This window comes from Lysinibacillus sp. Bpr_S20 (assembly GCF_023337835.1).
Lineage (GTDB): Bacteria > Bacillota > Bacilli > Bacillales_A > Planococcaceae > Lysinibacillus.
This window is the reverse complement of record NZ_JALNLQ010000003.1, coordinates 563,544-590,064: the sequence shown is the minus strand read 5'-3', so window position 1 is coordinate 590,064 and position 26,521 is coordinate 563,544. Positions and strand designations below refer to the sequence as shown.

The 26,521-nt window shown below is 37.2% G+C and carries 29 protein-coding genes; 17 read left to right on the top strand and 12 right to left on the bottom strand.

Annotated elements, in window-relative coordinates; translation table 11 throughout:
* Positions 1–156: 156 nt before the first annotated feature.
* From MWJ95_RS10980 to MWJ95_RS10955, 6 genes are all read left to right on the top strand, one after another.
* Positions 157–507, top strand: coding sequence for a c-type cytochrome (locus tag MWJ95_RS10980; protein WP_249105538.1), 351 nt, complete (start codon positions 157–159; stop codon positions 505–507).
* 181 nt (positions 508–688) lie between these two features.
* Positions 689–1,423: a tRNA (adenine(22)-N(1))-methyltransferase gene (locus tag MWJ95_RS10975; RefSeq protein ID WP_249105536.1), complete on the top strand. Its 735-nt coding sequence runs from the start codon at positions 689–691 to the stop codon at positions 1,421–1,423.
* Positions 1,383–2,504 (top strand): Nif3-like dinuclear metal center hexameric protein, encoded by a 1,122-nt coding sequence (locus MWJ95_RS10970; RefSeq protein ID WP_249105535.1) that lies wholly within the window; start codon positions 1,383–1,385, stop codon positions 2,502–2,504. Before MWJ95_RS10975 ends, MWJ95_RS10970 begins: the two co-directional genes overlap by 41 nt.
* A 15-nt stretch (positions 2,505–2,519) precedes the next feature.
* Entirely contained in the window at positions 2,520–2,741 is a 222-nt protein-coding gene (locus MWJ95_RS10965) for a hypothetical protein (RefSeq protein ID WP_249105533.1), read from the top strand.
* A gap of 453 nt (positions 2,742–3,194) precedes the next feature.
* Complete coding sequence (locus tag MWJ95_RS10960; protein ID WP_249073523.1) at positions 3,195–3,443, top strand: DUF2164 domain-containing protein; 249 nt, start codon at positions 3,195–3,197, stop codon at positions 3,441–3,443.
* Between the two features lie 188 nt (positions 3,444–3,631).
* Positions 3,632–4,168 (top strand): NADPH-dependent FMN reductase, encoded by a 537-nt coding sequence (locus tag MWJ95_RS10955; RefSeq protein ID WP_249073524.1) that lies wholly within the window; start codon positions 3,632–3,634, stop codon positions 4,166–4,168.
* Positions 4,169–4,302: 134 nt separating this feature from the next.
* Here MWJ95_RS10955 and MWJ95_RS10950 read toward each other — a convergent pair whose 3' ends face one another.
* Complete coding sequence (locus MWJ95_RS10950; RefSeq protein ID WP_249105530.1) at positions 4,303–4,809, bottom strand: amino acid oxidase; 507 nt, start codon at positions 4,807–4,809, stop codon at positions 4,303–4,305.
* A gap of 309 nt (positions 4,810–5,118) precedes the next feature.
* Here MWJ95_RS10950 and lepB point away from each other — a divergent pair, with 309 nt between their 5' ends.
* Positions 5,119–5,685 (top strand): signal peptidase I, encoded by a 567-nt coding sequence (gene lepB, locus MWJ95_RS10945; protein ID WP_249105529.1) that lies wholly within the window; start codon positions 5,119–5,121, stop codon positions 5,683–5,685.
* Positions 5,686–5,706: 21 nt separating this feature from the next.
* A complete protein-coding gene (locus MWJ95_RS10940; protein ID WP_249105527.1) occupies positions 5,707–6,600 on the top strand; it encodes a PhzF family phenazine biosynthesis isomerase in 894 nt (297 codons plus the stop codon).
* A 72-nt stretch (positions 6,601–6,672) separates the two neighbouring features.
* Here MWJ95_RS10940 and MWJ95_RS10935 read toward each other — a convergent pair whose 3' ends face one another.
* From MWJ95_RS10935 to MWJ95_RS10920, 4 genes are all read right to left on the bottom strand, one after another.
* On the bottom strand, positions 6,673–6,852 hold the full coding sequence (locus tag MWJ95_RS10935; protein WP_249073528.1) for a hypothetical protein: 180 nt from the start codon (positions 6,850–6,852) through the stop codon (positions 6,673–6,675).
* A gap of 433 nt (positions 6,853–7,285) precedes the next feature.
* Positions 7,286–7,822 (bottom strand): tubby C-terminal domain-like protein, encoded by a 537-nt coding sequence (locus MWJ95_RS10930; RefSeq protein ID WP_249105525.1) that lies wholly within the window; start codon positions 7,820–7,822, stop codon positions 7,286–7,288.
* Positions 7,823–8,036: 214 nt separating this feature from the next.
* Positions 8,037–9,302 (bottom strand): dicarboxylate/amino acid:cation symporter, encoded by a 1,266-nt coding sequence (locus MWJ95_RS10925; RefSeq protein ID WP_249105523.1) that lies wholly within the window; start codon positions 9,300–9,302, stop codon positions 8,037–8,039.
* A 298-nt stretch (positions 9,303–9,600) separates the two neighbouring features.
* Positions 9,601–10,650, bottom strand: coding sequence for a TRAP transporter substrate-binding protein (locus MWJ95_RS10920; protein WP_249073531.1), 1,050 nt, complete (start codon positions 10,648–10,650; stop codon positions 9,601–9,603).
* A gap of 112 nt (positions 10,651–10,762) precedes the next feature.
* On the opposite strand from MWJ95_RS10920, the gene MWJ95_RS10915 reads away from it, so the two are divergent.
* Positions 10,763–12,343 carry an ATP-binding protein gene (locus tag MWJ95_RS10915; RefSeq protein ID WP_481817350.1) on the top strand — a complete coding sequence of 527 codons (1,581 nt, stop codon included), beginning with the start codon at positions 10,763–10,765 and terminating at the stop codon, positions 12,341–12,343.
* Between the two features lie 84 nt (positions 12,344–12,427).
* Positions 12,428–13,141: a response regulator gene (locus MWJ95_RS10910; RefSeq protein WP_308221897.1), complete on the top strand. Its 714-nt coding sequence runs from the start codon at positions 12,428–12,430 to the stop codon at positions 13,139–13,141.
* 30 nt (positions 13,142–13,171) lie between these two features.
* On the opposite strand, the gene MWJ95_RS10905 is transcribed toward MWJ95_RS10910, so the two are convergent.
* Positions 13,172–14,140, bottom strand: a complete 969-nt coding sequence (locus MWJ95_RS10905; RefSeq protein WP_249073532.1) for a 4-hydroxy-3-methylbut-2-enyl diphosphate reductase — start codon at positions 14,138–14,140, stop codon at positions 13,172–13,174.
* A gap of 73 nt (positions 14,141–14,213) precedes the next feature.
* Positions 14,214–14,738, bottom strand: coding sequence for a YqfQ family protein (locus MWJ95_RS10900; protein ID WP_249073533.1), 525 nt, complete (start codon positions 14,736–14,738; stop codon positions 14,214–14,216).
* Positions 14,739–15,275: 537 nt separating this feature from the next.
* On the opposite strand from MWJ95_RS10900, the gene MWJ95_RS10895 reads away from it, so the two are divergent.
* Positions 15,276–16,964 (top strand): methyl-accepting chemotaxis protein, encoded by a 1,689-nt coding sequence (locus MWJ95_RS10895; RefSeq protein ID WP_249105522.1) that lies wholly within the window; start codon positions 15,276–15,278, stop codon positions 16,962–16,964.
* A gap of 116 nt (positions 16,965–17,080) precedes the next feature.
* On the opposite strand, the gene MWJ95_RS10890 is transcribed toward MWJ95_RS10895, so the two are convergent.
* The 4 genes from MWJ95_RS10890 to MWJ95_RS10875 form a co-directional block, all read right to left on the bottom strand.
* A complete protein-coding gene (locus tag MWJ95_RS10890) occupies positions 17,081–17,260 on the bottom strand; it encodes a FeoB-associated Cys-rich membrane protein (RefSeq protein WP_249073535.1) in 180 nt (59 codons plus the stop codon).
* Between the two features lie 10 nt (positions 17,261–17,270).
* Positions 17,271–19,250 carry a ferrous iron transport protein B gene (gene feoB / locus MWJ95_RS10885; protein ID WP_249105520.1) on the bottom strand — a complete coding sequence of 660 codons (1,980 nt, stop codon included), beginning with the start codon at positions 19,248–19,250 and terminating at the stop codon, positions 17,271–17,273.
* Positions 19,247–19,474: a FeoA family protein gene (locus MWJ95_RS10880; protein WP_249073537.1), complete on the bottom strand. Its 228-nt coding sequence runs from the start codon at positions 19,472–19,474 to the stop codon at positions 19,247–19,249. Before MWJ95_RS10880 ends, feoB begins: the two co-directional genes overlap by 4 nt.
* Before the next feature lie 293 nt (positions 19,475–19,767).
* On the bottom strand, positions 19,768–20,823 hold the full coding sequence (locus MWJ95_RS10875; RefSeq protein ID WP_249073538.1) for a 2,3-butanediol dehydrogenase: 1,056 nt from the start codon (positions 20,821–20,823) through the stop codon (positions 19,768–19,770).
* Positions 20,824–21,345: 522 nt separating this feature from the next.
* On the opposite strand from MWJ95_RS10875, the gene MWJ95_RS10870 reads away from it, so the two are divergent.
* Together MWJ95_RS10870 and MWJ95_RS10865 are read left to right on the top strand one after the other, a co-directional pair.
* The gene (locus MWJ95_RS10870) at positions 21,346–22,647 is read left to right on the top strand and encodes a DEAD/DEAH box helicase (RefSeq protein WP_249073539.1); all 1,302 of its coding nucleotides are present in this window, start codon (positions 21,346–21,348) and stop codon (positions 22,645–22,647) included.
* A gap of 12 nt (positions 22,648–22,659) precedes the next feature.
* A complete protein-coding gene (locus MWJ95_RS10865) occupies positions 22,660–23,553 on the top strand; it encodes a deoxyribonuclease IV (protein WP_249073540.1) in 894 nt (297 codons plus the stop codon).
* A 108-nt stretch (positions 23,554–23,661) separates the two neighbouring features.
* Here the strand turns inward: MWJ95_RS10865 and MWJ95_RS10860 are convergent, their stop codons facing one another.
* Positions 23,662–23,898, bottom strand: a complete 237-nt coding sequence (locus tag MWJ95_RS10860; RefSeq protein ID WP_249073541.1) for an endonuclease IV — start codon at positions 23,896–23,898, stop codon at positions 23,662–23,664.
* A gap of 216 nt (positions 23,899–24,114) precedes the next feature.
* On the opposite strand from MWJ95_RS10860, the gene MWJ95_RS10855 reads away from it, so the two are divergent.
* From MWJ95_RS10855 to MWJ95_RS10840, 4 genes are all read left to right on the top strand, one after another.
* Positions 24,115–24,354 (top strand): hypothetical protein, encoded by a 240-nt coding sequence (locus tag MWJ95_RS10855; RefSeq protein ID WP_249105518.1) that lies wholly within the window; start codon positions 24,115–24,117, stop codon positions 24,352–24,354.
* A gap of 89 nt (positions 24,355–24,443) precedes the next feature.
* Positions 24,444–25,190 carry a metal ABC transporter ATP-binding protein gene (locus tag MWJ95_RS10850; RefSeq protein WP_249073543.1) on the top strand — a complete coding sequence of 249 codons (747 nt, stop codon included), beginning with the start codon at positions 24,444–24,446 and terminating at the stop codon, positions 25,188–25,190.
* A gap of 14 nt (positions 25,191–25,204) precedes the next feature.
* Positions 25,205–26,068, top strand: a complete 864-nt coding sequence (locus MWJ95_RS10845) for a metal ABC transporter permease (RefSeq protein ID WP_249073544.1) — start codon at positions 25,205–25,207, stop codon at positions 26,066–26,068.
* The gene (locus tag MWJ95_RS10840; RefSeq protein WP_249073545.1) at positions 26,065–26,487 is read left to right on the top strand and encodes a Fur family transcriptional regulator; all 423 of its coding nucleotides are present in this window, start codon (positions 26,065–26,067) and stop codon (positions 26,485–26,487) included. The genes MWJ95_RS10845 and MWJ95_RS10840 overlap by 4 nt, the downstream gene beginning before the upstream one ends.
* Positions 26,488–26,521: the final 34 nt, after the last annotated feature.

Genomic DNA, 26,521 nt, shown 5'->3' with positions numbered 1-26,521 from the left:
TTTTATCCAATAGTTACAGAAATGTCGAATTTGTTACAAACAAAGGAAAACTTAGCGAATAGGGCTTTTCGTTTCATTGGTAATGAAGTACAATATTAGATGTTGACTGATTCTATATTATCATAGAAGTAGATTTAAAATGAGGAGGGGAAACATATGAAAAACAATCCAGTCGTTCCTTACATCTTAATTTTAGCATTTGGTATTGGTCTTATTTTCTTCATGTCTTTAACAGGTGCAGATAACAAAAAAGAGATTGCTGCTGAAAAAGAAGGCGGTGGCGAAAAGACAGAAGCTACTGATGACGGCTCAGCTTTAGTACAATCTTGTATTGGCTGTCACGCTGCTGACTTAACTGGTTCTGTAGGGCCAAACTTACATGGCTTAGATGAAGCTCGTATCGTTGACGTTTTAACTAACGGTATCGAAGGAACGCCAATGCAACCTGGAATGAAAACTGAAGCGGAAGCAAAAGAAATCGCTAAGTACATTTCAACTTTAAAATAGTCTAAAAAAGTAGCTGTACTAAAAAGCGTTTAATCGTAATTAGTACAGCTACAATTTATTTTATCTTCATTTCATTAAATGAAAAATGGGGTTGCTCAAAATTTGAGGCAACTCCATTTGTTTTTTTTCCCGACATCATACATACTAAGAATGGACACTATTGAAGACAGGCGGTAAAAAAATGAATGCACAAAAATTATCAAAACGATTAGAAACAGTAGCTAACTTTGTTCCCACAGGCGCAGTTGTAGCTGATATTGGGAGCGACCATGCATATTTACCATGCTACTTAATTCATAAAGGTATTGCTTCTTATGCAGTAGCAGGGGAAGTTGTGAAAGGACCATTCGAGTCAGCAGTTGGACAAGTGAAAAAGGAAGGCCTAACGGAAAAAATTACCGTACGACTTGCAAATGGTTTAGCAGCTGTGGAAGAAGCTGATCATGTAGATACAGTTACTATTGCTGGGATGGGTGGGCCTCTTATTGTTTCCATTTTGGAAAAGCATCCGGAAAAATTACAAGGGGTAACAAGGCTTATTTTGCAGCCGAATATTCATGCGAAAGTGATTCGCGAATGGGCGTTAGCACATGATTGGGCAATCCAGGACGAAGAGATTTTAGAGGAAGACGAAAAAATTTATGAAATTCTTGTATTGCAAAGAAGCTCAATGACGTTAACGGAACCGGAAATTTTATTTGGGCCGAAATTAATGCAACGAAAATCACCAGCATTTATTAAAAAATGGTCGCGTGAAAAAGAAAATTGGCAGCGTGTTTTAAAGTCCATTGAAGGGGCAGATCAAACACCTGAAATTGAAGAAAAACGTGCAGAGTTAGAAACTTTACTCAATTTAGTGGAAGGGGTTCTGTGGGATGAAAACAGTAAACGGTCAGGAAATTATCCAATTGTTTGAATCATGGTCGCCTAAAAAGCTAGCCTGTATGGAAAATGACCCAATTGGTCTTGCGATTGGCACATTAAATAAACCTGTAAGTAAAGTATTAGTCACATTAGATGTTAATGAGGCAGTAGCAGAAGAGGCTATTGCGCAAGGGTGCGAACTAATAATAGCGCATCATCCACCGATTTTCAGACGACTTTCGAATATTCGTACTGACAATCCTGCCGGGCGTTTATATGAAAAGCTTATCAAAAATGATATTGCGGTGTATGCAGCGCATACGAATCTAGATGTAGCTGAAGGCGGTGTCAACGATTTACTAGCAGATGCTCTACAGCTGGAAAATCGCTCTATTTTAGAAGAAACATATGCGGAAAACTTGTTGAAGCTAGCAGTTTTTATTCCGACTGCAGATGCAAATGATTTACGTGAGGCATTAGCAAAGGCAGGTGCAGGTCGCATTGGAGATTATGAAGCATGTAGCTATACGACAATGGGAGTAGGGCGTTTCCGTGCACTAGAAGGTGCAAACCCACATGTGGGTTCTATTGGTGAATTACATGTTGAAGAAGAAGTGAAGGTAGAAGTTGTATTTCCTGAATCTATAAAAAATCGTGTATTAAAGGCAATGTTAAATGCACATCCATATGAAGAGCCTGCTTATGATATTATTCGCTTAGACCAGCAAACGAATGTAATGGGCTTAGGTCGAGTGGGATATTTACCACAAGAAATGACACTTCATGATTTTACGCAATTTGTTAAGCAGCAGCTAGATGTGCCAGCTGTCCGAGTTGTTGGTGATTTACAATCGAAGGTGAAAAAAGTTGCGCTTGTCGGTGGCGATGGCAATAAATATATTTATTCTGCGAAGAGAGCTGGGGCAGATGTATTTTTAACGGGAGATATGTACTTCCATACTGCCCAGGACGCTCAAGCAATTGGCCTACAAATTGTAGATCCAGGTCATCATGTGGAGAAAGTAATGATCGCAGGAGTAGCTAAAAAGATGGCAGGAATGTGTGAGAATAAAAAATACTCTGTTGAATTTGTACAATCTACTATTCATACAGAACCGTTTTTATTCGTGTAAGAGAGGGGAATCGATTTGGCGAATGAAAGACCTGCTGGCAATAAAGCCGGCAAGTTATGGATGATGATTGGTTTGCTAATTGCTGTGTTTGGGGTAGGCATGACTTTTATGACAAATACGATGAATACCAAAAAAATTGATGCTATGACAGAACAATGTGAAAAAGATGGCGGAGAACCCATCGTCTCAAAAGAAAAGAGATTTTTATCAACAAACTATTCATTTAATTGTAACTAGTAATAAAAACAAGGCTGAATTATAGAATTAATTATAATTCAGTCTTTTTGAGTTGAATTTCGCTTTCGCACAAAAATGCCGTCGCTGTTTCTTTGTAAAATTATTAATTAGAGTAACATGCCAATAGGTACCTGCTAAATGGTTGATTGGAGTGGAGGCTTGGTGACTCCTTGGGGATTAGCGTCACAGATGAGACCCTGGAGCGAGCAACGCGAGTGAAGCGGCTCATCGGACGCCCCCAGGAAAGCGCCAAGCCGGAACGGAAAACAACCCCTCGTTTTGCAATAGAGCCATACTTAAAGCCATCCTTAATTCATTGACATATTAGTTTTTAACATCATGAAGGCTGAATTATAGTAGTTAATATAATTCAGTCTTTTTGTGTATGCACGGATTAATTTCAGAGTGTTATGATAGTTGAGTATAAATTGCAATGAGAGGAGATTTTGTGGAATGTTTATTCGTTTATCAAAGGAACAACAGGAAACAATCATCGCTGATATTCAACGTTTTTTCTATAATAATCGTGATGAGGATATTACAGAATTTGAAGCAGAAAGAGTATTAGACTTTATAAAGGAAAATATAGCTCCACATATTTACAATGCAGCTATTTCAGATGCAAAATACGTTGTAGAAAGACAATACGCATCGATTGAGGATGAACTGGCAGCATTAGAAAGACCTATAAAAATAAAATAATTATTTTTGTCATATTTGCTTTGAATTTAAGATAAACTAATTCGAAGTAAATAATAAAGATTCTAATTAATCGTCTAAACTTTGATTAAAGGATCTGTTTCTTGTACAACATGACTTAGAGAGCCGATTTTCATTTGGTGAAAGTAAGATTTAAGCACATTTTGAGGGATAAAATAAGGAGGCAAAACATGTTGAAAATAGGGGTTATTTTAGGTAGTACGCGTGAAGGGCGTTTAAGTCCACAAGTTGGTGAATGGGTAAAGGAAGTAGCAGAAAAACGCGGCGATGCGGAATATGAGATTATAGATATAGCTGACTTTAAATTACCACTTCTAGGCGAGCCAGGTGGAGATACTTCAGGAGTGGCTACGTGGTCACAAAAAGTTGCTGCCTGTGATGGTTTTGTTTTTATCGTTGCAGAATATAACCATTCCATTACGGGTGCACTAAAAAATGCATTAGATTATTTACGTAACGAATGGAATAATAAAGCGGCAGGTATTGTTTCTTATGGTTCTGTTGGAGGTGCAAGAGCAGCTGAACATTTACGTGGTATTCTTGGTGAATTATTAGTAGCAGATGTTAGAGTACATCCCGCTTTATCCTTATTTACTGACTTCGAAAACGGTACGGTCTTTAAACCGAAGGATGTGCAAGCAGATTCAGTAAATCAAATGTTAGATCAACTTATCCCTTGGGCAACAGCATTAAAAACAATTCGATAAATCTTAAGCAGTGTGCACAGAAAAAAGAGCATACTGCTTTTTTAATATGACCCGTTTTGAATGTTGTTTTTCCCAAATTAAAAGCGTATTCGATAATTTCGAATACGCTGGTTTTCGAGTGGTAAATACATAATCTATCTTTTTAATGTTTCTATTTTTTGAAAAATATCTTTGTAAAGGATATCTATCTCTTTTTCACCTTTTAAAAAGAAATACCAAGCATCTTCTCTGTTTGCAGCGTTATCAGATAAATAAATTGTCGTATGAGAACCGTTATTTAATGCTTCCCGATGAGCTGTTTCATAGGTAAGACCGTCATTTGTAAATGGTAAATGACGTTTTGCTGAATCAAAAAAAATAATAGGCATTTTCGAATTTTTATAAACTTTAACAAACCTATCATCTGATGCTTCTTCAAACATCACTGGTGTTATCATAACAGCATCAAAATTTGTTGAAATGTGCATTGTATCTTCACTAAATTCATCTAATGAAATTGGTTCGAAATGAATTTTTTCGTTTTTTAGTTCAGGAATATCACCAACTATCGCAATTTTTAAAGGTGCTCCATCATATTTAACTTCATCATTTGAACACGCAGCTAATAATAACAAACTTACTATGAATAAAATTTTTTTCAAATTTATTATTCCCCTTTTTCTCGTAATCCTGTCCTTTTATTAACCTAAGTTTACTTATGATTCTTTCATTATATACTATCATTCTACAAATATTCCCAAAAACTTCGTTGTACAATCAGTTTTCTTAATGATCTCGTTGCGCTTTCTCCGGGTCAGATAGAAAAAGTCACTTAGAGTCTCTGCACTAATCTTCAATAGGTGGAATTTTTAGAATTATTTAAATACATAATGGGAACTTTTTAACGGGAGATTCGTATCCATTAGTGTAAGTAAATTGGCGATTAAATAAGAAGGATTGGGGAGTAAAGTGTGACACAAAAACGAACTAAGAATGAATTTTGGGCATGGTTTAAAGCAATTGGACTAGCAGTCATTTTTACAATGGGTGTACGTTATTTTATTTTATCCCCTGTAGTTGTAAAAGGTGCTTCAATGGAGCCGACTTTTGAAACTGGAGATAAAGTTATTGTTAATAAAGTGGGACCGCGAATTTCCGATTATAATCGTTTCGATGTAATTGTCTTTGAAACGAAAGCAGCAGAGCATTATATTAAAAGAATCATTGGCATACCAGGAGATCATATAGCCTACAAAGATGACGTTTTATACATAAACGGGAAGGCTTTTGATGAGCCCTATTTAACAGAATATAAAGAAGCATTACTTGATAAAGGTGATTTTACATATGATTTCACCTTAGAGGAGCAATTAGGAGAAATGACTGTACCAAAGGGTCACTATTTCGTACTTGGGGATAATCGCCGGCAAAGCAAAGATAGTCGGAGTTCGGATATCGGATTCGTGTCGAAAGATAAAATTTTAGGGACAGCAGGCTTTGTATTGTGGCCGTTTGAAAGGCTTGGTAGTAAACATTAGTTGAAGGGAGAGGAAATGCTTATGAAAATTATTACTGTCCATCATTATGATGCGTTTAGTACGATACCTAATAAGGGAAATCCAGCAGGTGTTGTGGTAGAGGGAGATCAGTATAGTGAAATAGAAATGCAGGCTATTGCTAAGCAAGTAGGTTTTAATGAAACAGCCTTTGCACTAAAATCGGAAAAAGCAGATTTGCGTATTCGCTATTTCACGCCAGGGCATGAAGTAAATTTATGCGGACATGCTACGATGGCAACGCTATATGCACTAAAAACAAAAGGTTTACTAGAAGATAAGTCAAAACTTACTATTGAGACAAAAGCAGGCGTTCTCCCTGTTGAAATAAAAGAACAAAAAGAAGGACAAATTTACATCACCATGCAACATGCAACACCTCAATTTAAAGCCTTCAACGGTTCAAGATCGAAGCTTGCCCAATCTATTGGACTAACAGAAGAAGCGATACATCCTGAATTACCGATAGTTTATGGAAGTACAGGAATTTGGACACTGCTTATTCCTATTAAAAATTTAACAGACTTTGATAAAATGATGCCGCAAACTGCAGATTTTCCAACTATCCTAGAAGAAATGCCAAAAGCATCCTTGCATCCTTTTTGCTTAGAGGCATTTGATAAGAATGCTGATATGCATGCAAGGCATTTCTCATCTCCATACTCTGGAACAATTGAAGATATTGCTACAGGTACTGCCTCTGGTGTTATGGGCGCGTATTTTGCAGAGTATATTCAACGACAAGCACAATTACCGAAAACGCTAATCGTCGAACAAGGTCAGGAACTTGGCAAGGATGGACGTGTCCACGTACATGTGAAAAGCGAAAAAGGGAAACTGAATATTTCAATTACAGGAACTGCTGTGCATGTAAAGGAACTAAAGATACGAATATAATAAGAAGGGCCGCTTAAAGTACTTTCATCACTTTAGAAGCGGCCATTTTTTTCTGGAATGTCGTCCATTCCATTAATGTTTTATCTCTTCAATGACTTTTTCTTTCAAATCTGCATCCATAGAGGAAAGCTTAACGTTATTAGTGAGACGTTCTTTTAACTCTCTATCTGTCATAATACCGCGTTCTTCTAGGATTTGTACCAGTAGATTTAATGTCATCAAATTTTTAATTTCAGCTGCTTTTGTATCCATGATAAATGCCTCCAAAGTATAGTATTTCTACCTCTTTAGTGTACTCCTTTTTTAGAAGGACGGCGTAAAATGGTAAAACAAAGCGAATTTATTTCGTGTCCCGGAATATATTGAATGATTCTAGCAATAGTGGAATACATGTCATAGCTAGAAATTAGCGTCAAATAGTTGTATATGTAATAAAGCTAATTTATTATCTCTATATCAAAAAACTCCTAATAATAGGAGTTTTTCTATTTAAACCGGTATGTATTTATGTCAATAAGAAGCTTACTCTGTTTTCCGCTGCCAGAGCTGTCCACTTCGCCGCTAAAACAGCTATTTCCGCCGCAAAAGCCGTCCACTTCGCCGCTAAAACAGCTATTTCCGCCGCAAAAGCCGTTCACATCGCCACCATAACTGCTATTTCCGCTGCTAAAGCTGTTCACTTCACCTAATTATTTATAGAGAATAATGCTTGATACAAAGTGGCTAGCAAAGCAACAAAGAGCGTGTCGTCAGAGTTAAAAAGTTTAAACGATACACCAGTACGCACAAGTTCAGTTTCGATATTACTCGCGCTAGCTATTTTTTCATCATTACAATATAAATAGGCGGTTGAAGTGAAATCCTTTTCAAAGCGAAAAGCGAGTCCATCCATTGTAAAAGAGTACGAGGATTCAAGTAATTGAACCGTCTTCCGTTGGATTGGTAAAATGGATCCATCCGGCATTATAAGCTGATGGCTAACACCCTTTGTCAATAATGTAGATTGCACTTGAAAAAGTGGTGCGCCTAAAGTAGTGCGTGTTTCATAACGATGTGGTAAAGACTGCTGTGCAGCTACTAGCATGACAGCATTCATTACTTTTCCAACGGATGAACGCTCTACTTTTTGTAGCATACAAACCGTCTCATTTTGTTCATTTACAATAGGGATATTTGAAAAGCTTTCGAAAGCTTTTGGGTAGGTAAGGGTAAATGTAGTCATAAAAAAGCCTCCAATCTACTTACTATACGAGGAGGTTGTACTAGAAGTTTCAGCTTGCAACAAAAATTTTTAAAAAATTGTGGAGCAACAAGAGTAAATATTTAGGTAAGCAACAAATAGTGGTACATTCGAGGTAAAAGAAGAAGATGAAGTTAATCAATGAAAAAGGCTGACCGATCATATGAAATTGTTCATGTTCGGACAGCCTTCATTTTTATTGTTGGGTTGTGACTTCTCCTGCAAGAGCACGTTTTTCCTGCTCTGGATCGAATTCTTTTTCCATTTTTGATACGACAACTGCTGCAACACCATTACCGATTAAATTTGTAACGGCGCGAGCCTCTGACATAAAGCGATCGACCCCGATTAACAGAGCAATCCCTTCTACCGGAATCATAGGGAATGCTGCTAATGTTGCTGCTAGCGTAATAAAGCCAGAGCCTGTTACACCTGCTGCACCTTTAGATGTTAGCATTAAAATAGCAAGCAACGTAATTTGATGCCAAATATCTAAATCAACACCATAAGCTTGTGCGATAAAAATTGCCGCCATAGATAAGTAAATAGACGTACCATCTAAGTTAAAAGAATACCCCGTTGGAACAACAAGACCAACGACTTGTTTAGAGCAACCGTAGTTTTCTAATTTGCGCATCATCGAAGGAAGTGCAGATTCTGATGATGAAGTCCCAATAACGATAAAAATTTCATCTTTAATATATTTAATAAATTTAAAAATACTGAACCCGAAGTAACGTGTAATCAGACCAATGATCACTACGATAAAAATAAACATTGTAATATACACGGATAGCATTAAAAATCCTAAGTTTCCAAGTGATTTAAGACCGAAATTTCCGATTGTGTAACTCATGGCACCAAATGCACCAATCGGGGAAACCTTCATGACCATATTAACAATTTTAAAGAAAATATCTGCTACTTGTTCGAAAAATTTAATAACAGGTTTTGATTGTTCACCAATAGCTGCAGCAGCTAAGCCGAATAAAACTGCTGAGAATAGTACAGGTAATAACTCTCCATTTGCAAGGGCTCCAACAACATTATCAGGAATAATTTGCATAATAAATGCGCCAAAGCCATGCTCAGTAGCGGCTGCTGCCTCTGTATATTGGGAAACATCTGCACCGTCCGCGGCTGCTGTATTAAAGTTTTTACCAGGTTGTACAATATTGACAACGATTAAGCCAATTGCTAGAGCGAAAGTAGAGACAATCTCAAAATAAATTAATGCCTTCCCGCCAATTTTACCAACTTTTTTTACATCACCCATACTACCAATTCCAATAACAACTGTTAAGAAAATGATAGGGGCTATTAACATCTTAATTAATTTAATAAAAATATCTGCTAATATTTTTAACTTCGCTCCGAACTCTGGGAACGTAGCACCGACAATGATACCTAGCACAATAGCAATCAGTACTTGCACAGTTAAGTTTTTAAAATTTATACGCATAAAGTTCTCCCCTTACACTGTTTATGAATATTATGTGAACGCTTTCATGTGGTTTATCATAGCTGAAATTTTCCGACAATGGTTTTTATGACCGTAAAGTTTCTATTGTTCATTTTGTTCATTTTTGGGTTGAAGGGCGATAAAGTTAGTAATAGCAATGGTTTGAAGCTGTTTTATAGTAGTTTTATATTTTGGGAATCTATTATAATACAAAAGAAAAAAATCCCCACTGTAGTGAGGATTTTATCATTAATGAACAAAAGTATGGCCACCCGCTACTGGGCAGAGAAGAACTACTTTAAGGGGAAACAATTTTTTCAATTTCCGATAAGACATCGTTATTTTGTACATTGTTTCTATAAAAATCATAGACAGATGCTAGTTTTTCTTTCAAACGTTGGCGTTCCTTATCACTCATCGTATACACCTCAAAGTTATCTTGCTGCTCAAGTTTCTGCAAATCTTCCTTGTTCATGTCAATCGCTTGTTTAAATTGCCAGTCTGTCGTTTCTTTCATAGCTTCCATAATTTGCTTTTGAATTTTTGTAGGCAAAGATTGCCAGAAATTTTCGTTCATTAAAACAGCGTATCCTAAAATGCCATGCTTAGTTAAGGTCATATGCTTCTGTACTTTATAAAAACCTTTAGAATAAATATTGGACGCTGTATTTTCCTGCGCATCTATGGCATTCGATTCTAAATCAGTAAAAACCTCGCTAAAGGAAATTGGGATTGAAGTAGCCCCAACAGCCTCGAATTGCTTTTCAAGGGTTTTACTTGGCATTGTACGGACACGTAAGCCTGTTAAGTCTTCAAATGTGTGAATAGGGTGATCGATAGTGGTTATATGTTTAAAGCCATTATGCCAAAAGCCTAGACCTTTTATATGAAAAGGTTTAAGCTCATTTAACAATTGTTCCCCAATCGAACCTGTAAGTACCTCATGCACTTCGTCATCCGAATTAAAAAGGTAAGGTAAATCAAGAACCTGCCAATTTGGTAAATTGGATGTCATCTTTGAAAAAGTAGGGATAATCATTTCTACATTGCCATTTTGTAAGGCTTGAAATTCATTTTCATCATTAAACAAAGAGGAGTTGGGGTAGACGTGTACCTTTACCTTCCCATTTGTTTTTTCCTCGACAAGCTCGGCGAATTTACTAGCCGCTTGTCCTTTTGGTGTATTCTCAGCTACAACATGACTTAAATGAATCGTAATTTGGGTATCCAAGCCTTTTTGCTCATCGTCATAGGGAAGTGGCTTGGCAAATAGTAAATCTTGTTGAATACCTATTGCTATTGTTAATAATAATACGCTTATTATTGTTCCAATTATAAATTTTTTCATCTATTACACCTAATTTATTCGTATTTTCTGATGTTTTTGTTATTCTAACATATGGAGTAAGCTAAAATATAGTAAGAGGGAGGCGTACATCTTGAAATTTCAAAAATTATCGATGAAGAGTAAAATTATGTCTCTGACTTTTTTTATTCTCATGCTCTCCTTTAGTATAGGTGGTACATTTTTGCTAGGCTTTGTTATGAATGAACAAAAGGATAAGCTTGGAAATCAAGCATTACTTGTGGCAAAAACAGTATCACAGCTTCCTGAGCTGAAAACTAACATTACAAACAATAATTTTAATGAGGCGACGAAACATATTAATCCTGTAGTGGAAGAAATACGTGATATAAATGGCGCACAGTATATTGTTGTACTTGATATGCAAAGACGTAAATATTCACATCCAAATTCGGGGGAAATCGGAAATGTCTCGGAGTCAGGAGATTTAAACGCAGCATTTTCTGAGCATTATTATACATCCATTGCACATGGTGAACATGGAGATATGGTACGAGCATTTGTCCCAATCATGAGTAAAGAAGGTAGACAAATAGGAGTCGTAGTTGTAGGCTACAGTGTTTTAACAGTTGTAGAGTTACTACAATCTATTCAAACTGAATTAATGATGACTATTTTGTTGTCTCTTTTCTTTAGTGCATGGGGGGCTCGTACATTAGGGCTTCATATGAAAAAGCAAATGTTTGGGCTTGAGCCACACGAAATTGCTAAAATGTATGTGGAACGGACAGAAACCTTTAACGCGATGCATGAAGGGATTATTGCCATTGATAATGATTTGACAATCACGATATTTAATGAAAAAGCGAGTGAAATTTTAGGTGTTCACAAAGAACCGTCAACATTAATAGGGAAGAAAATTTTTAACGTCTTACCGGATACACGATTGCCAGAAATTTTGGAGCTAGATCAACCCATTTTTAATCGTGAGCTCTATATTAATGATCACAGTATTATGAGTAATCGTATTCCTATACAAGTTAATGGAAAAACGGTCGGCGCTGTGGCCATGTTTAAGGATCGTACTGAAGTGAAGAAGCTTGCAGAGGAATTAACGGGTGTTAAGGCGTTTGTACAAGCATTACGTGTACAAACACATGAGCATAAAAATAAATTACATACAATAGCTGGTCTTTTGCAGCTGGGACACCATGAACAAGCACTTTCTTATTTAACGCAAGTAAAAGAAGAACACGATGAAATTACAAACTTTTTAAATGAACGCATTAAAAATGAAAATATTTCAGGGCTCTTACTTAGTAAAATTTCCTACGCAAAAGAACAGGGAATTCAACTGGAGATTGACAGAGAAAGCCGTTTGACAACATTTCCTAACAATTTAGATCAACATGATTTCGTTATTTTATTTGGTAACTTAATTGAAAATGCTATTGATGCATTAAGGGATGTACAAATTGAAGAAAAAATAATCCATGTTTCAGTTGATGAGGATGAGGATGTACTGGCAATCTTAGTAACGGATAATGGCAGAGGGATGACGAATGAAGTCAAGGCGCATATTTTTGATAATGGCTATTCAACAAAAGAGAAAAAAGGTCGAGGCATTGGACTTTTCTTAATAAAAGAAATTGTACAGAAAGGAAAAGGGGAAATAGAAGTCATAAGTGAACCGAATAAAGGAACGAGTTTTTTAATAACTTTTTATCATACTTAAATAGTGGAAGTAGAAGCGAGCAATTCTAAGGGAACAGCGAAGCTCTCTTAGATAGCTTCCTTCAGTGAATATGGAGGACTGACAGTGACACAAACTAAGGTTTTATTAATAGAGGATGATCCAATGGTGCGGGAGGTTAATCGCCAATTTATTGAAAAGATAGCTGGATTTAAAGTAATTGGACAAGCCTCAAATGGAGTTGAAGGGATTGCTCAAATTCAAAAACTTCAACCAGGATTAGTATTTATGGATATTTTCATGCCAGAGCAGGATGGAGTGACAAGCTTGCGGAAAATTCGTGAGCTCAAGTTACCAGTAGACGTAATTACAGTAACCGCTGCTAATGATATGGAAACTGTAAAACAGGTCCTGCATCTTGGCGTCTTTGATTATATTATGAAACCTTTTTCATTTGAACGAGTACAAGGTACGCTTGAAAATTATTTGCGCTTCAAAAAGCAAATGCAAACGGAGCGTGAGTTAACACAAGGAGAGCTTGATCAGTTATTCCATTATCATGGTGGACAAAACGAGGTTCAGCAATCGAATGTTTTACGGTCAGAGAAAAGTTTACCGAAAGGTTTTAATCGTGCAACACTGGAGAAAGTTGTACACTATTTGCAGTCTGTGGAAGGAGCGTCGGCAGAAGAAGTAGCCAGTGGTGTAGGGATTGCGCGTGTCACAGCAAGACGATATTTAGATTATTTAGAGAAACAAGAGGAAATTACGATGGATGTGCATTATGGTGGCATTGGTCGCCCGGTCAATTATTATTTTGTAAATAAAGAAAAATCCTGATTGTCTATTTTTACAATCAGGATTTTTTTGTTAGTAAGGCATAATTTTGTCAACAGGCTTAGGCGTTTTAATTTTAGGTAAAATTTTATCTAAAGTAACTGTACGATTAATGATATGTGTTGATTCATCATTTTCATCGAACTGCTCAAGGAATGAAATAACCTCTTTTACGATTGGTGTAGGCGTTGAGGCACCGGCTGTTACAGCGACGGAATGAATGCCTCTTAACCATTCAATATTTAGCTCAGAAACGTCTGCAATTCGATAAGAAGGTGTTCCTGCAATTTCAACAGACACCTGCGTTAAACGGTTCGAGTTATTAGATTTTGGGTCACCAACAACAATAAGTAAATCTGCTTCCCCAGCTTGCTGAGCTACTGCCTCTTGGCGTACCTGGGTTGCCAAGCAAATCTCCTTATGCACCTCAATATGTGGGAATTTCTCTTTTAAACTATCCATTAAGTGAGAGACATCCCATTGGCTCATCGTCGTTTGATTCGTTACTAATAATTTATCATTCGTTAAATTTAATGCATCAATATCAGTGGATGATTGCACTAAATGAACATGATCTGGTGCAACGCCAATTGCTCCCTCTGGTTCAGGGTGGCCTTTTTTACCGATATAGATAATATCATAGCCATTTGCTGATTTTTCACGAATTAGATCGTGGGTAACTGTTACGTCAGGACATGTAGCATCAATGGATACTAAGCCTTTTCGCTTCGCAATTTCACGAATTTCAGGTGAAACACCATGCGCTGTGAAAATAACAGTGCCAGTTTCAACTTGTTCAATAATTTCTAAACGATTTTCGCCATCTAATGTGATGATGCCATCTGCTTCAAAGGCATCCGTGACATGTTTATTATGCACAATCATACCTAAAATGTAGATAGGTCTTGGTAATGTTTTATCGAGTGCGGCGTTTCGAGCGATGACCATCGCATCAACAACACCATAGCAATAGCCACGTGGATTAATTTTTAATACTTGCATGGTTGTGACTCCTTTCAAGCTTACCTATCTACATTATAACGGACAGGGACAGCGAATACAAAGAAACCTTCATCTACATAGGCGGCTGGAAAATACGGGGCTTAGATGGAAGTGGGTCAGCAGGAGTAAATGATCCATTTTGTCGAGACGTTTTTCGTCTTTTAGTAGAACCTGCTCCTTCACTAGCCGCTGCTTCAGCTGCTACTGCTCCAGCCCCTGCGGCAGCTCCTGCAGCAGGAAGACCTTGAAAGCCTTTATACAATTTTAAAAGTGACGGAATATTTTTTACCATAGGCATTGCTTGCTGAATGTAAGGCGTATATGTTTTCGCTGAGTTAAATAAGTTATTCGCCTGCTGTAAAAAAGAACCGATTTTTGAAGGTTCCTGCATGGATGGCATTGGCATTTGTCCTCCAAATGATCCTATTCCACTGGACATTGGAAAGCCACCTGGCATTCGTGGATTTGGGAAGCCTCCAGGCTGGAAAAAGGACTGCGGCGACATTTGTGGAGGTGTTGGCATGGGCATTTGCATGGGCATTTGCATGGGCATTCTCATGCCACCAGGATACATCGGGAACTGTGGTCTAAATACCATAACAATCTCCTTTCGATAGTGATTTAACTTCTTTCAGTAGAAGTCTCCCACCTTTATAGGTGGTAGATGAATGTGGATTTTAAGCTACTATTCAGCGTGTGTCCAAACACCCGCTGAAAGAAGTTAAAGCCTCCGGCGGATGTCACGGAATCGGGACGGAGTGCTTTGTGCTAGCACAAAGCCGATTCCGGACGCAATTATGCCGAGGCATAATTGATCATTGATGACATACCTGATTATAAATATGATATGCAGAAGGGGAAGTTAGCGTTCTGCACCCACAATTAAATAACAAGGGCATTGTCAATGCATCTCGCAATATCCTGTAAGGTTTAGTTGTTTCATATGTAGTGAATTAGTGGTAAAAAATTCTTGAAAACTACACATTTTTTCACTCTTTCGCTCGATTGTAAGCGTATAATGTTGAGTTGATAAGTCATTTTTTTCGAAAAGGATGATTTTTGAAGATAGTTAAGAGCTATGGTGATGATCCTTTACTAGACTTAAATTGCAGAGGTTAAAATTAGGAGGTATTCTGTGACAATTAAAGTTAGAAGCATAGTATCATTTGGTCTTATCGTATTATTAGTTTTAATAATGGGGATTTTTCAACAACAAAATGCCAAATCTCAACTAGAGCAAGTACAATTGATAAAAGAAAAAACACTACAAACGACGTTACTTGCAGATGAGATGAAATTAGCAGTAGTACAGGTTCAACAGTATTTGACTGATATTAGTGCCACAAGAGCACTCAATCATTTAGATGATGGATTTGAGCAAGCAGAAAAATATAGCGAAATTTTTTATCGGGATTTGGAGCAAGTGAAAAAAATGCATCCGGAAGACCAGAAAAGATTAGATACCATTAAAGTAGCATTTGATGAGTATTATAGTACTGGTCAGAAAATGGCTCGTGGCTATATTCAAGGCGGGCCTGAGCTAGGGAATAAAATGATGCTTGAATTTGATACGACATCAGTGGAAATTAATGACAAAGTAGATTTGTTTCAACAAGAAAACATGACAGAAACACAAAATTCTTTAGCAAATGTTGAAAAGCTTATTGATCATAATAAGCAATGGTTCTTATGGATGTTCTGTATCATGTTACTAATTTGTATAGTAGTTGGGGTTGTATTCGTACGTTCCATCGTTGTTCCTGTCAATAAGTTAACTTCTGCAGCAAAGGTAATTGCTAAAGGAGATTTATGTCAAAAGGATATTGAAGTTAGAACGAAGGATGAAATTAAAGATTTGGCAGAGTCTTTTAATTTGATGAAGTCTAATTTACATTCATTAATACATAGCATGACGGCAAATGTTGAGCATACAACATCAGCAGCTGAAGAATTAGCAGCAAGTACAGATGAAATTTCAAAATCCTCCCATGATATTGCAAATCTTGTAGAGAAAATGGCAATTAGTGATAACCAAGCAGCTGTTACTGGACGTGAAAGCTCGATAGCAATGGATGAAACTGCACAAGGTGTTCAGCGGATTGCGGAGGCTACGCAAATGCTTCATTCTAAAGCAGTAGACACACAATCTATTGCAAATGATGGTGAAAAAACGTTGCATATCGCAGAAAACCAAATGTCGATTATCCAACAATCTTCAAATACAACAAATGAGCGTATTAAGAAGTTAAGCACGCAATCAGCTGAAATCGTTAATATTACAAAAGTTATTACGGAGATTACTGAGCAAACAAATCTTCTAGCCCTAAATGCTGCGATTGAGGCGGCTCGTGCTGGAGAGCATGGTAAAGGTTTCGCGGTTGTGGCAGATGAAGTACGCAAATTAGCAGAGGAATCCAAAGCTTCTGCCAATCAAATAGTGGATGTAATAGCACTAATACAGCAAGAAACGAAGGAAGTAGAAAAGGCTGTAAATGTCACAGTATTGAATGTTGATGAGGGTGTCACATTTATTCAGAATGCTCAAAATGCATTCGATGGTATTTTAACAGCGATTGTTGATATGACATCTCAGATTGAGGATGTGTCTGCTTCAACACAACAAATTTCCGCAAGTACTGAAGAAATGGCAGCATCGGTCAATGAAATGTCCTCTTCTTCTAATTATGCTGCACAGCAATCTGAAACAATAGCCTCAACAATAGAAGAGCAAGCTGCGACCCTTCAAGAAATTAATGCTGTTGCAAGGGCATTAAGTGAAGAAGCGGTGTCTGTGAAGGAAGAAATCAATAAATTTAAAGTTTAAGGCTCATTTTTTTGATGAAATATTTAAAATCGTTGGCTATAGAGTAAACAAAAAAGCGAGGTAATCTCCAATTGAATTTACAATTTGGGATTACCTCGCTCTATTTTTCTATAAATTTATTTATGGGAAATATCTTTCAGTTTAGAAGGCGGGGCACAGACGTTAGAGGAACAACTCTTCTGTAATGAGCATGATGCGCACTTGCCCTTTTTCTGTTTCTTAATGCTCTTATATAAAGTAATACCAGCATAGCCAAATATAATGCAACCGATTAAGATATTAATCAATAAAGTCATTCTCTACACCTCACATGAATAAGTTCCCGATGCCATAAATCATAAGGGCAATAATATAAGCGACAACAAAGGGATAGAGTGTTGCAAATAAAGTCCATTTCACAGACTGTGTTTCCCTTTTTATTGCGCCTACTGTTGCTAAACAAGGCATATAAAGTAAAACAAAGGCCAAGAATGTATAGGCGCTTAAAGCAGTAAAATGAGTTGTCATCGTAGAAGATAAGACACCTTCACTTACGCCATAGATAATCGCCATAGTCGAAACAATTACTTCTTTTGCTAGGAATCCAGAAATAAGAGATGCCCCAGCTTGCCATGTTCCAAAGCCAAGTGGGATAAACAACAAGCCAAAAGCGCCCCCAATAATTGCTAAGAAACTTTCATCCATATTAACATTAGCGCCTTGTGGTCCGAAATAAGAAAGGAGCCAAATAATAACGGAACCAGCAAAGATAATAGTACCAGCTTTGCGGAAAAATCCTTTACCTTTTTCCCAAGTAGAACGCCAAAGTGTTTTAAGCTGTGGTACATGATAGGCAGGTAATTCAACAATAAAAACTGAAGTTTCATTTTTCAAAATTGTCATTGATAGTAATTTTGTCACAATAAGCGCTATCACTATTCCCATGATATATAGAGAGAATACCACTAAAGATTGATGTGCAGTAAAGAATGCTGCACCAAATAAAGCATATACAGGTAACCTTGCTGAACAGCTCATAAACGGAGCTACAAGTATCGTTAATAGTCGTTCTTTTGGTTGTTCAATAGTTCTTGCAGCCATTACACCAGGAACATTACAGCCAAAGCTTACAATCATCGGAATAAAAGCCTTACCGTTTAAGCCGAAAAATTCCATAATGCGATCCATAACAACGGCAATTCTCGCCATATAACCTGAATCCTCTAATAGTGAAATAAAGAAAAATAGTACAAAGATTTGTGGAATGAAAACTAAGACGCCACCAACCCCTGCAATAATCCCATCACAAATTAAATTAATAATAAAAGGGGCAGCACCAATAGCTTCTAAGCCTTTAGTAACGGCATCTGTAAGAGGTCCTCCTACAATGCCGTCCAAATAATCAGAAAGCGGTGTACCGATCCATGCAAACGTTGCTTGAAACATTAAAAACATAAGCGCTAAGAAAATCGGAATACCTAAAATCGGATGTGTTAGAACTTTATCAACTTTCTCTGACCATTGTGTTTCACTTTTCTCTTGTCTAATTACTTCGCTGTAAATGTTAGAAATATATAAATCACGTTTTTTAGCAATTGCATTATTTAAAGGTTCACCAATTTGTTTCTCTAAAGTATCCCTCATTGCAACAAGCTGTTCAAAGTATTCTTTTTCCTTGAAATAAGCGTCAACAGCCTCATTGCCCATTAAAAATTGAATGGTACACCATCTTCTTTGATCCTCAGGAATATGCTGTAACAATGTTTCAATTTTTGCGATACCTTCTTCGATTAGGTCATCATAGGTTAATATAAAATGTTGTTGATTACGATTGGAGGATTGAATCGCGGCATAAATACCGTCGACACCTTTCCCAGTACGAGCACTTATTGGAATAACAGGTACGCCCAATAAATGCTGTAATTTCTCGACATCAATTGAAATGCCTTTCTTTTTTGCAACGTCTATCATATTTAAACAAACGTAAACAGGTTTTTTTAATTCAAGTATATCTATCGTTAATTGCATATTTCGTTCGAAATTAGAAGCATCGATAATATTTAAAATTCCATCTACCTGATCTTCAAGTAAAAATGAAGTCACAACACTTTCGTCTCTTGAAATGGGATTAAGTGTATATACACCAGGTAAATCAATAATTTCCTTTTGTAGTTTTTTTACTTGTCCTACTTTTTTTTCAACGGTAACACCACTCCAATTGCCAACGTATTCATATGAATTTGTCAACGTATTGAACAATGATGTTTTACCGATATTGGGGTTTCCTATTAAAGCTAATCTACTCATACTTGTTCGACCTTTATATCCATTAAATCTTTTTTTCTAAGTCCGATTTTCTGTCCTTGACATTCCAATATACAAGCGCCAGAAAACCATCCTTTTTGGACCATACAAACTTGACAGCCTTCCTTTATACCAAAAGCATTTAATCGCTTACATAAAAGAGTGTCAATTTGCTGTAGATCTTTCACTTTAACTTGTTCACCCAATTGAACCGCATGAAGGTTCATGAGATCTACCTACTTTCTTGTGAGTGATAATCATTATCAAATAAATAGTATCATTTTTTATCCAGTCTATCAATAAGAAGTTTACCGTTTAAAGTAATGTTGGAATAGCAAAGATCAAACCTTATTCATGACAACGAAGCATTCTCTACCCAACGCGGACATGCGTTTGGATTTACATTGATTAAAAGGTTTGTATTGTATGTAAGTTGAAGATGAGAATGTTGGGGAATCATAATTTAAAAAAACAGGTAGAGAAAAGCTTCTTAGTCTTTCTCTACCCGCTTCTATATACATTATGCTTGAGAATTTACAAGGATTTTAATATGGTTTCGCTCTTTCATTAATGCCTCGAATCCTTCAGTAACGACTTCATCAAGAGCGATTCGTTTCGTCACAAGTTTTTCAGCAGGGAAGTAGCCTTGTTTCATTAATTCCATTACCGCCGGGAAAATATCGCGATAAGCAATAATACCTTTTACAGAACGCTCTGTCAGTACGATATTGTTAGGCAGAATAGAAGCTTCAGTTTCCCAAATAGAAACGATAATTGTTTCACCTTCAAATGTTGTTGAATCAATAGCTTGTTGTAATACTACCGGAACACCAGTTACTTCAAATGCAACATCTACGCCACCATTTGTTAATTCATGTAGACGAGCTACTGCATCCTCATCTTTAGGATTAATAACTGCTGTAGCGCCTAGCTCTAATGCTTTAGCAGCACGTTCTGCCGAAAGCTCTACCGCATAAATTTCGGCTGCTCCAGCTGCACGCAATGCCTCAATAACAAGAAGACCGATTGGCCCAGTACCAAAGACAGCTGCTGTATCACCAGCCTTTAATTTACTTTGGCGAACTGCATGTAATGCTACTGCTGCAGGCTCAACAAGTGCACCTTGTTCATAGGAAAGACCTTCTGGCATTTTATGTACCATTTTTTCATCTACCATTGTATATTCAGAGAAACCTCCGCCACCGCCAGAAAGACCGTGGAAACCTAGATGCTTACAAATATTGTACTTTCCTTTTTTACAAGCGGCACATTCACCACATGCAAGAATAGGTTCTACAACGACAGGATCTCCAACTTGTACCTTTGTAACGCCTTCGCCAATTTCTACGACTTCACCAGAGAACTCATGGCCCATAACAATAGGCGCAATATCTTTACTTACATAGTGAGGTTGTTCCACTGGAATGAAGATTGGACCAGCTGCGTATTCATGTAGATCACTACCACAAATTCCTGTCCACTGTACTTTAATTTTTACTTTTCCAGGTGAGATTACTGGTTCCTCAATGTTTTCTACTCGGATGTCTTTTGCTTTATACCATCTTGCTGCTTTCATGATAAGTCAACCTCCTCTAGTATCTTACAGTTTAATCGTAACATATGGTAATTCTTCAAGACATTAGTTAACGGTAAATGACATAAAAAATACTAATTCTTAGCTTCTTTCAACTGCCTAAAGGTGCTTTCAGTAGGAGTCGCCACTCTCAGTGAAAAATCAACGGTTCTTCATTATTAGTATGCGTTCCAAACTGGACCAAAATAGTATTAAAGCTATGTTGAACATACTAAAAGTATTTAGACTTATTATAATAGTAGCTCACCTTAGAGAAAATCCTTTCGCAAAATGGAAATGTCGAGGTCTTACGATTTACTGCTTTATGTAAGTAGGAGTAACGTTTATCTTGGATGGAGCGCTTTTTTTATTGCATATTCACAGCATTTCGAGTAACTTTGATAAGGGCTTCGCTACAGCCATAATAAAAATATAAAATGATGTTCATGCTTGAGATAATAGGACGTTAATATACCTGGAGTTCGAATCATGATACAATGTGAAAGATGTTAGGAGGAACGAATTATGTCAAAATATACTGATTATAATTTTCAGCCATTTTTGCAGGACGCAATTGCAAGACTTGGCTTTACAGAACCAACGCCGATTCAAAAAGAAATCATTCCGCTACTTTTAAAAGGAAAGAGTGCCATCGGGCAAGCGCATACAGGGACGGGAAAAACACATAGTTTTTTAATTCCGATTGTGCAACGAATTAATGCTGATAAGCAAGAAGTACAAGCTGTTATTACATCACCTACACGTGAGCTTGCACAACAAATTTTTGATGCGTTAAATCAATTAATAGAAGGAACAACTATTCAAGCAAAACTATTTATTGGAGGTACGGACAAACAACGCTCCATTGATAAGTTAAAAACACAACCACAAATTGTTGTCGGAACGCCAGGACGTATTCGTGATCTCGTTTCAGAGCAAGCGTTATTTGTGCATACGGCGCCAATTTTAGTAGTTGACGAGGCAGATTTAGCCTTCGATATGGGCTTTATAGAGGAAATTGATGGTTTTGCTTCCCAAATGCCAGAAAACCTTGAAATGTTTGTATTCTCAGCAACAATTCCAGAAAAGCTTCAGCCTTTCTTAAAAAAATATATGGAAGCACCTGTTCATATCCATATGAACGATAAACGCCCGGTCGCAGAAGGAATTGACTTTGTGCTTGTACCAGTGCGATCTAAATCACGTAACAAACGTTTGTTGGAAGTCATTGAAGGAATCAATCCATTTTTAGCGGTAATTTTTACGAACACACGTAAAACAGCTGAGCATGTTGCAGGTTACTTAAATGAAAATGGGGTTCGCTGTGGTCAAATACATGGTGACTTAAGTCCACGTGATCGTAAGAAGATGATGAAGCAAATTCGAGATTTAGATTATCAATATATTGTTGCAACAGATCTTGCAGCACGTGGTATTGATATTCAAGGAATTTCACATGTCATTAACTACGAAATTCCAGAGGACTTAGAATTCTTTATTCACCGTGTGGGACGTACAGCGCGTGCAGGGAATAAAGGAACGGCTATTACATTGTTTGAGCCATCAGATGAGGATGCAGTAGTACGCGTTGAGAAGATGGGCATTCCTTTTGTTCAAAAAGACGTAAAAGATGGAGAATGGTCGGAACTAAAAGAACGTCATGCACGTAAAAATCGTGTGAAGCATGAAAATGAAATCGATGCGAAAGCAAAAGCATTAGTACGTAAGCCGAAAAAAGTAAAACCAGGCTACAAGCGTAATATGAAATGGGAAATGGAAAAAATTAAAAAACGTGAACGTCGCTTAAAAGCTCGCGGTAAAAAATAAGGAGGCATTTAAATGCTACTTGGATCACATGTTTCAATGAGCGGAAAAGAAATGCTGCTTGGATCAAGTAAAGAGGCCCTTTCGTATGGGGCTAATACCTTTATGATTTATACAGGAGCACCTCAAAACACTCGTCGTAAGGCAATTGCTGACCTTAATATTATGAATGGTTTATTACACATGAAAGAGCATGGGATGACAAATATTGTTGTCCATGCTCCATACATTATTAATATTGCGAACACAGAAAAACCTGAAACTTTCCGTCTAGGTGTTGATTTTTTACAAAGTGAAATCGAACGAACAGCAGCATTGGAAGCAACACAAATTGTTTTGCATCCAGGTGCCCATGTAGGTGCGGGAGCAGACGCAGGTATTGCCAAGATTATTGAAGGTTTAAACGAAGTGTTGTCACAGGATTATCCTGTACAAATCGCATTAGAGACAATGGCAGGGAAAGGAACTGAATGCGGTCGTTCCTTTGAAGAGCTTGCTAAAATTATAGATGGTGTAACACATAATGAGCGTCTTTCAGTATGCTTTGATACATGTCATACTCATGACGCTGGTTATAATATTGTAGAAGACTTTGACGGCGTCTTAAATGAGTTTGATAAATTAATAGGTGTTGATCGTATCAAAGTCCTTCATATCAATGATTCAAAAAATGTTCGTGGTGCAGGAAAAGACCGTCACGAAAATATTGGCTTCGGTCATATTGGCTTTGATGCATTAAAATATGTTGTCCATCATCCACAGTTAATGGAAATTCCTAAAATCCTCGAAACACCATTTGTCGCTTTAAATAGTGATGCCAAATCAAAATCGGCTCCTTATAAACATGAAATTGAAATGCTTCGTAATGGAGAGTTTCAACCAGCGTTAATCGATGCGCTAAGAGGATAGAATAAAAACAGCCCGAAAATCAGTGCATATGCAACTGATTTTCGGGCTTCTTTTATATTTAGTCAGCAAATGTAGATGTAGCGTTTGCTATAAGTACGACGAGGCGCATTATTTTGTAAACAATGCAATGAGTTGTCTAGAACGTTTTCTACCTAAAACGGCTTCAACCTCTACAAGTATATCTTTTGGTATACCTAAAAAGAGCCATGAAAATGAGAATTGCTCCAAATAAGGCCGGAGTTTTTTTACTTCAGAAGTAGAAATTTCAAATCCCTCAGAACGAGCAATTGCAACAATTTCCTTATCACTACTTTGTGTTAATTGCTGTAAAAATTGAATGCTCAAAGCTAATCCTCCTTTTGAAGTGGTTTAGTTTTTAAAACAAAATCATTCTTGTGAACGTCGTGACAGCTATGAAATCCTTCACAATAAAATTTTTTTCCTAACAATACGCATTACAATCTTATTTTCTGGCCATCACCAAAAGTTGTAGATTACATTTGTTAAAACGTATGCCATTGATTGGAGTGGAGGCTGGGCGACTCCTTGGGGATTAGCGATATGGGAACGAAGGCTAAGAACATCACATCCTGTGATAACGCCTTCGTGACCAACCTCGTGTTGGCCCGAGACCCTGCAGCGCAGCGGATGTTTTCTGTGCGAAAGCGTAGTGTTAACGTAGCGGCAGCAACAAAAGCGGCTCATCGGACGCCCCCAGGAAGCTTTGCTCTGTGCGAAAGCGTAGCGGCAGCAACAAAGCGCCCAGCCGGAACGGAAATCAATCACACGTTTTGGGGATGATTTTATTTTCTTTACAAAATCTGTACTTTCCTTTATACTTACAACTTGTTAAATCGTAATGATTTTGAATTAGAAAGAAGAGAATAAACATGAAAAAGTCATTAATTGACATTGAAAACGTGTCATTTCAATACGACTATACTCAAGTATTAAAAAATATCTCTTTCCGCGTTGAAGAGGGAGATTTTTTAGCACTTCTTGGTCCGAACGGTTCGGGGAAATCTACATTATTAAAAATTATTTTAGGATTACTAAAACCAATGTCTGGAGAAATTAAACTATTTGGTGAATCTAGTACGACTTTTAAGCATCGTGAATGGATTGGGTATGTGTCACAAAAATCGAATGCCTTCAATTCAGGGTTTCCAGCAACAGTCCAAGAAGTCGTGAAAAGTGGATTATCCAAAAAATTAGGGCTATTTAAAAGACCTGGACGAGATGCAAAAGAAAAAGTGTTAGAAGCATTGAAAGCTGTTGGCATGGAAGCGTTTATGAATCGTAATATCGGTGAGTTATCTGGTGGGCAACAACAGCGTGTCTTTATTGCAAGAGCATTAGTTAGTGAACCGAGGCTACTAATATTAGATGAGCCAACTGTCGGCATTGATCATGAGAATGTGCAGTCATTTTATGATATGCTGGCGAAATTGAATCGGGAACAGGGAATTACAATGATTCTTGTTACACACGATGTAGATACTGTGTCGAACCGTATCAGTCATGTGGCATGTTTAAATCAAACGATACACTTCCACGGTTACAAAAATGAATTTGATACAATTTCTCATGATGCGCTTGATGCTTGGTATGGCCATTCTGTGAGAAAGATTCACTAGAAGGAGAAGGCATAATGATTGAAGCAATTTTTAACTATGAATTTTTACAAAATGCCTTTTTCTCTGGGCTATTAATTGGCATATTGGCGCCGCTACTAGGTGTTTTTATTGTCGTTCGCAGGCTTTCCCTTATTGCAGATGCCTTGTCACATGTAACACTGGCAGGTATAGCGGGAAGCTTATATATCAGTCAATCTGTTACAGCCTTAGCAATGTTAAATCCAATTTACTTAGGCATACTGGCCTCTGTCAGCGGTTCGATATTAATTGAGCGTCTGAGACGTTTATATAAGCACTATGAAGAGCTTGCTATTCCTATTATTATGTCAGGTGGGATTGGTATTAGTGCTATATTTATCTCGCTTGCAAGTGGCTTTAGCACGGATTTAATGAGCTATTTATTTGGTTCAGTGTCAGCTGTATCACGTCAGGATTTATGGGTAGTTGTAGGAATAGCTGCCGTCGTTATTATCTTTTTGTTTGTATTTTTTAAGGAGCTTTTTGTTTTATCTTTTGACGAGGAATATGCAAAAGCTAGCGGTCTACCTGCGCGTTGGATTCATCTCTTATTTATGATTATTACAGCGCTTGTTATTGCTGCAAGTATGCGCATCGTAGGTATTTTACTAGTATCATCACTTATGACGTTACCAGTAGCTGCTGCAATGCGACTTGCAAAGGGCTTTAAGCAAACAATCATTTACGCGATTGTCTTTGGCGAAGCGGCTGTGTTAATCGGTTTAGTCAGTGCTTTTTATTTAGATTTAGCACCTGGTGGGACAATTGTCGTTACTTCTATCTTGATTTTATTACTTGTTATACTAGTGAAGAAAATAGTATTTAAAATGGCTGCAAAACGGGAGGAGGTAGCGCATTGAATGTTTCTAGAGCGTGGGAAATTTTAAAAGAAAACGGCTTTAAAAAAACAGATAAGCGGGAGTTAATATTAGATATGTTTGCAGCAACAGATAAATATTTAACTGCTCGAGATTTATTAGTTGTTTTGAAAAAAGATTTTCCTGGTATGAGTTTCGATACGATTTATCGTAACCTTGCAACGTTTGTGAAGCTAGGAATATTGGAGGAAACTGAGTTATCTGGGGAACGAAATTTCCGTATGCATTGTGAGTCTGAGCATCATCACCATCATTTTATTTGTATGGATTGTGGCAATGTTAAGGAGCTACATCTCTGTCCTATGGAAATGCTTGGAGAAAAGCTACCCGACTATGAAATTGAAAATCATAAATTTGAGATTTACGGTAAATGTCCAGCGTGCAAGCGTGAATCTTTGTAAAATCTGAAATGACATTATTTGAAGAAAGGGGTAG

Bases quoted from the DNA above. Each gene is read 5' to 3' on its own strand.
- MWJ95_RS10980 (WP_249105538.1), top strand. From the start codon at position 157: ATGAAAAACAATCCAGTCGTTCCTTACATCTTAATTTTAGCATTTGGT.
- MWJ95_RS10975 (WP_249105536.1), top strand. From the start codon at position 689: ATGAATGCACAAAAATTATCAAAACGATTAGAAACAGTAGCTAACTTT.
- MWJ95_RS10970 (WP_249105535.1), top strand. From the start codon at position 1,383: ATGAAAACAGTAAACGGTCAGGAAATTATCCAATTGTTTGAATCATGG.
- MWJ95_RS10960 (WP_249073523.1), top strand. From the start codon at position 3,195: ATGTTTATTCGTTTATCAAAGGAACAACAGGAAACAATCATCGCTGAT.
- MWJ95_RS10955 (WP_249073524.1), top strand. From the start codon at position 3,632: ATGTTGAAAATAGGGGTTATTTTAGGTAGTACGCGTGAAGGGCGTTTA.
- MWJ95_RS10940 (WP_249105527.1), top strand. From the start codon at position 5,707: ATGAAAATTATTACTGTCCATCATTATGATGCGTTTAGTACGATACCT.
- MWJ95_RS10935 (WP_249073528.1), bottom strand. From the start codon at position 6,852: ATGGATACAAAAGCAGCTGAAATTAAAAATTTGATGACATTAAATCTA.
- MWJ95_RS10930 (WP_249105525.1), bottom strand. From the start codon at position 7,822: ATGACTACATTTACCCTTACCTACCCAAAAGCTTTCGAAAGCTTTTCA.
- MWJ95_RS10925 (WP_249105523.1), bottom strand. From the start codon at position 9,302: ATGCGTATAAATTTTAAAAACTTAACTGTGCAAGTACTGATTGCTATT.
- MWJ95_RS10920 (WP_249073531.1), bottom strand. From the start codon at position 10,650: ATGAAAAAATTTATAATTGGAACAATAATAAGCGTATTATTATTAACA.
- MWJ95_RS10915 (WP_481817350.1), top strand. From the start codon at position 10,763: ATGAAGAGTAAAATTATGTCTCTGACTTTTTTTATTCTCATGCTCTCC.
- MWJ95_RS10905 (WP_249073532.1), bottom strand. From the start codon at position 14,140: ATGCAAGTATTAAAAATTAATCCACGTGGCTATTGCTATGGTGTTGTT.
- MWJ95_RS10900 (WP_249073533.1), bottom strand. From the start codon at position 14,738: ATGGTATTTAGACCACAGTTCCCGATGTATCCTGGTGGCATGAGAATG.
- MWJ95_RS10890 (WP_249073535.1), bottom strand. From the start codon at position 17,260: ATGACTTTATTGATTAATATCTTAATCGGTTGCATTATATTTGGCTAT.
- feoB (WP_249105520.1), bottom strand. From the start codon at position 19,250: ATGAGTAGATTAGCTTTAATAGGAAACCCCAATATCGGTAAAACATCA.
- MWJ95_RS10880 (WP_249073537.1), bottom strand. From the start codon at position 19,474: ATGAACCTTCATGCGGTTCAATTGGGTGAACAAGTTAAAGTGAAAGAT.
- MWJ95_RS10875 (WP_249073538.1), bottom strand. From the start codon at position 20,823: ATGAAAGCAGCAAGATGGTATAAAGCAAAAGACATCCGAGTAGAAAAC.
- MWJ95_RS10870 (WP_249073539.1), top strand. From the start codon at position 21,346: ATGTCAAAATATACTGATTATAATTTTCAGCCATTTTTGCAGGACGCA.
- MWJ95_RS10865 (WP_249073540.1), top strand. From the start codon at position 22,660: ATGCTACTTGGATCACATGTTTCAATGAGCGGAAAAGAAATGCTGCTT.
- MWJ95_RS10855 (WP_249105518.1), top strand. From the start codon at position 24,115: ATGGGAACGAAGGCTAAGAACATCACATCCTGTGATAACGCCTTCGTG.
- MWJ95_RS10850 (WP_249073543.1), top strand. From the start codon at position 24,444: ATGAAAAAGTCATTAATTGACATTGAAAACGTGTCATTTCAATACGAC.
- MWJ95_RS10845 (WP_249073544.1), top strand. From the start codon at position 25,205: ATGATTGAAGCAATTTTTAACTATGAATTTTTACAAAATGCCTTTTTC.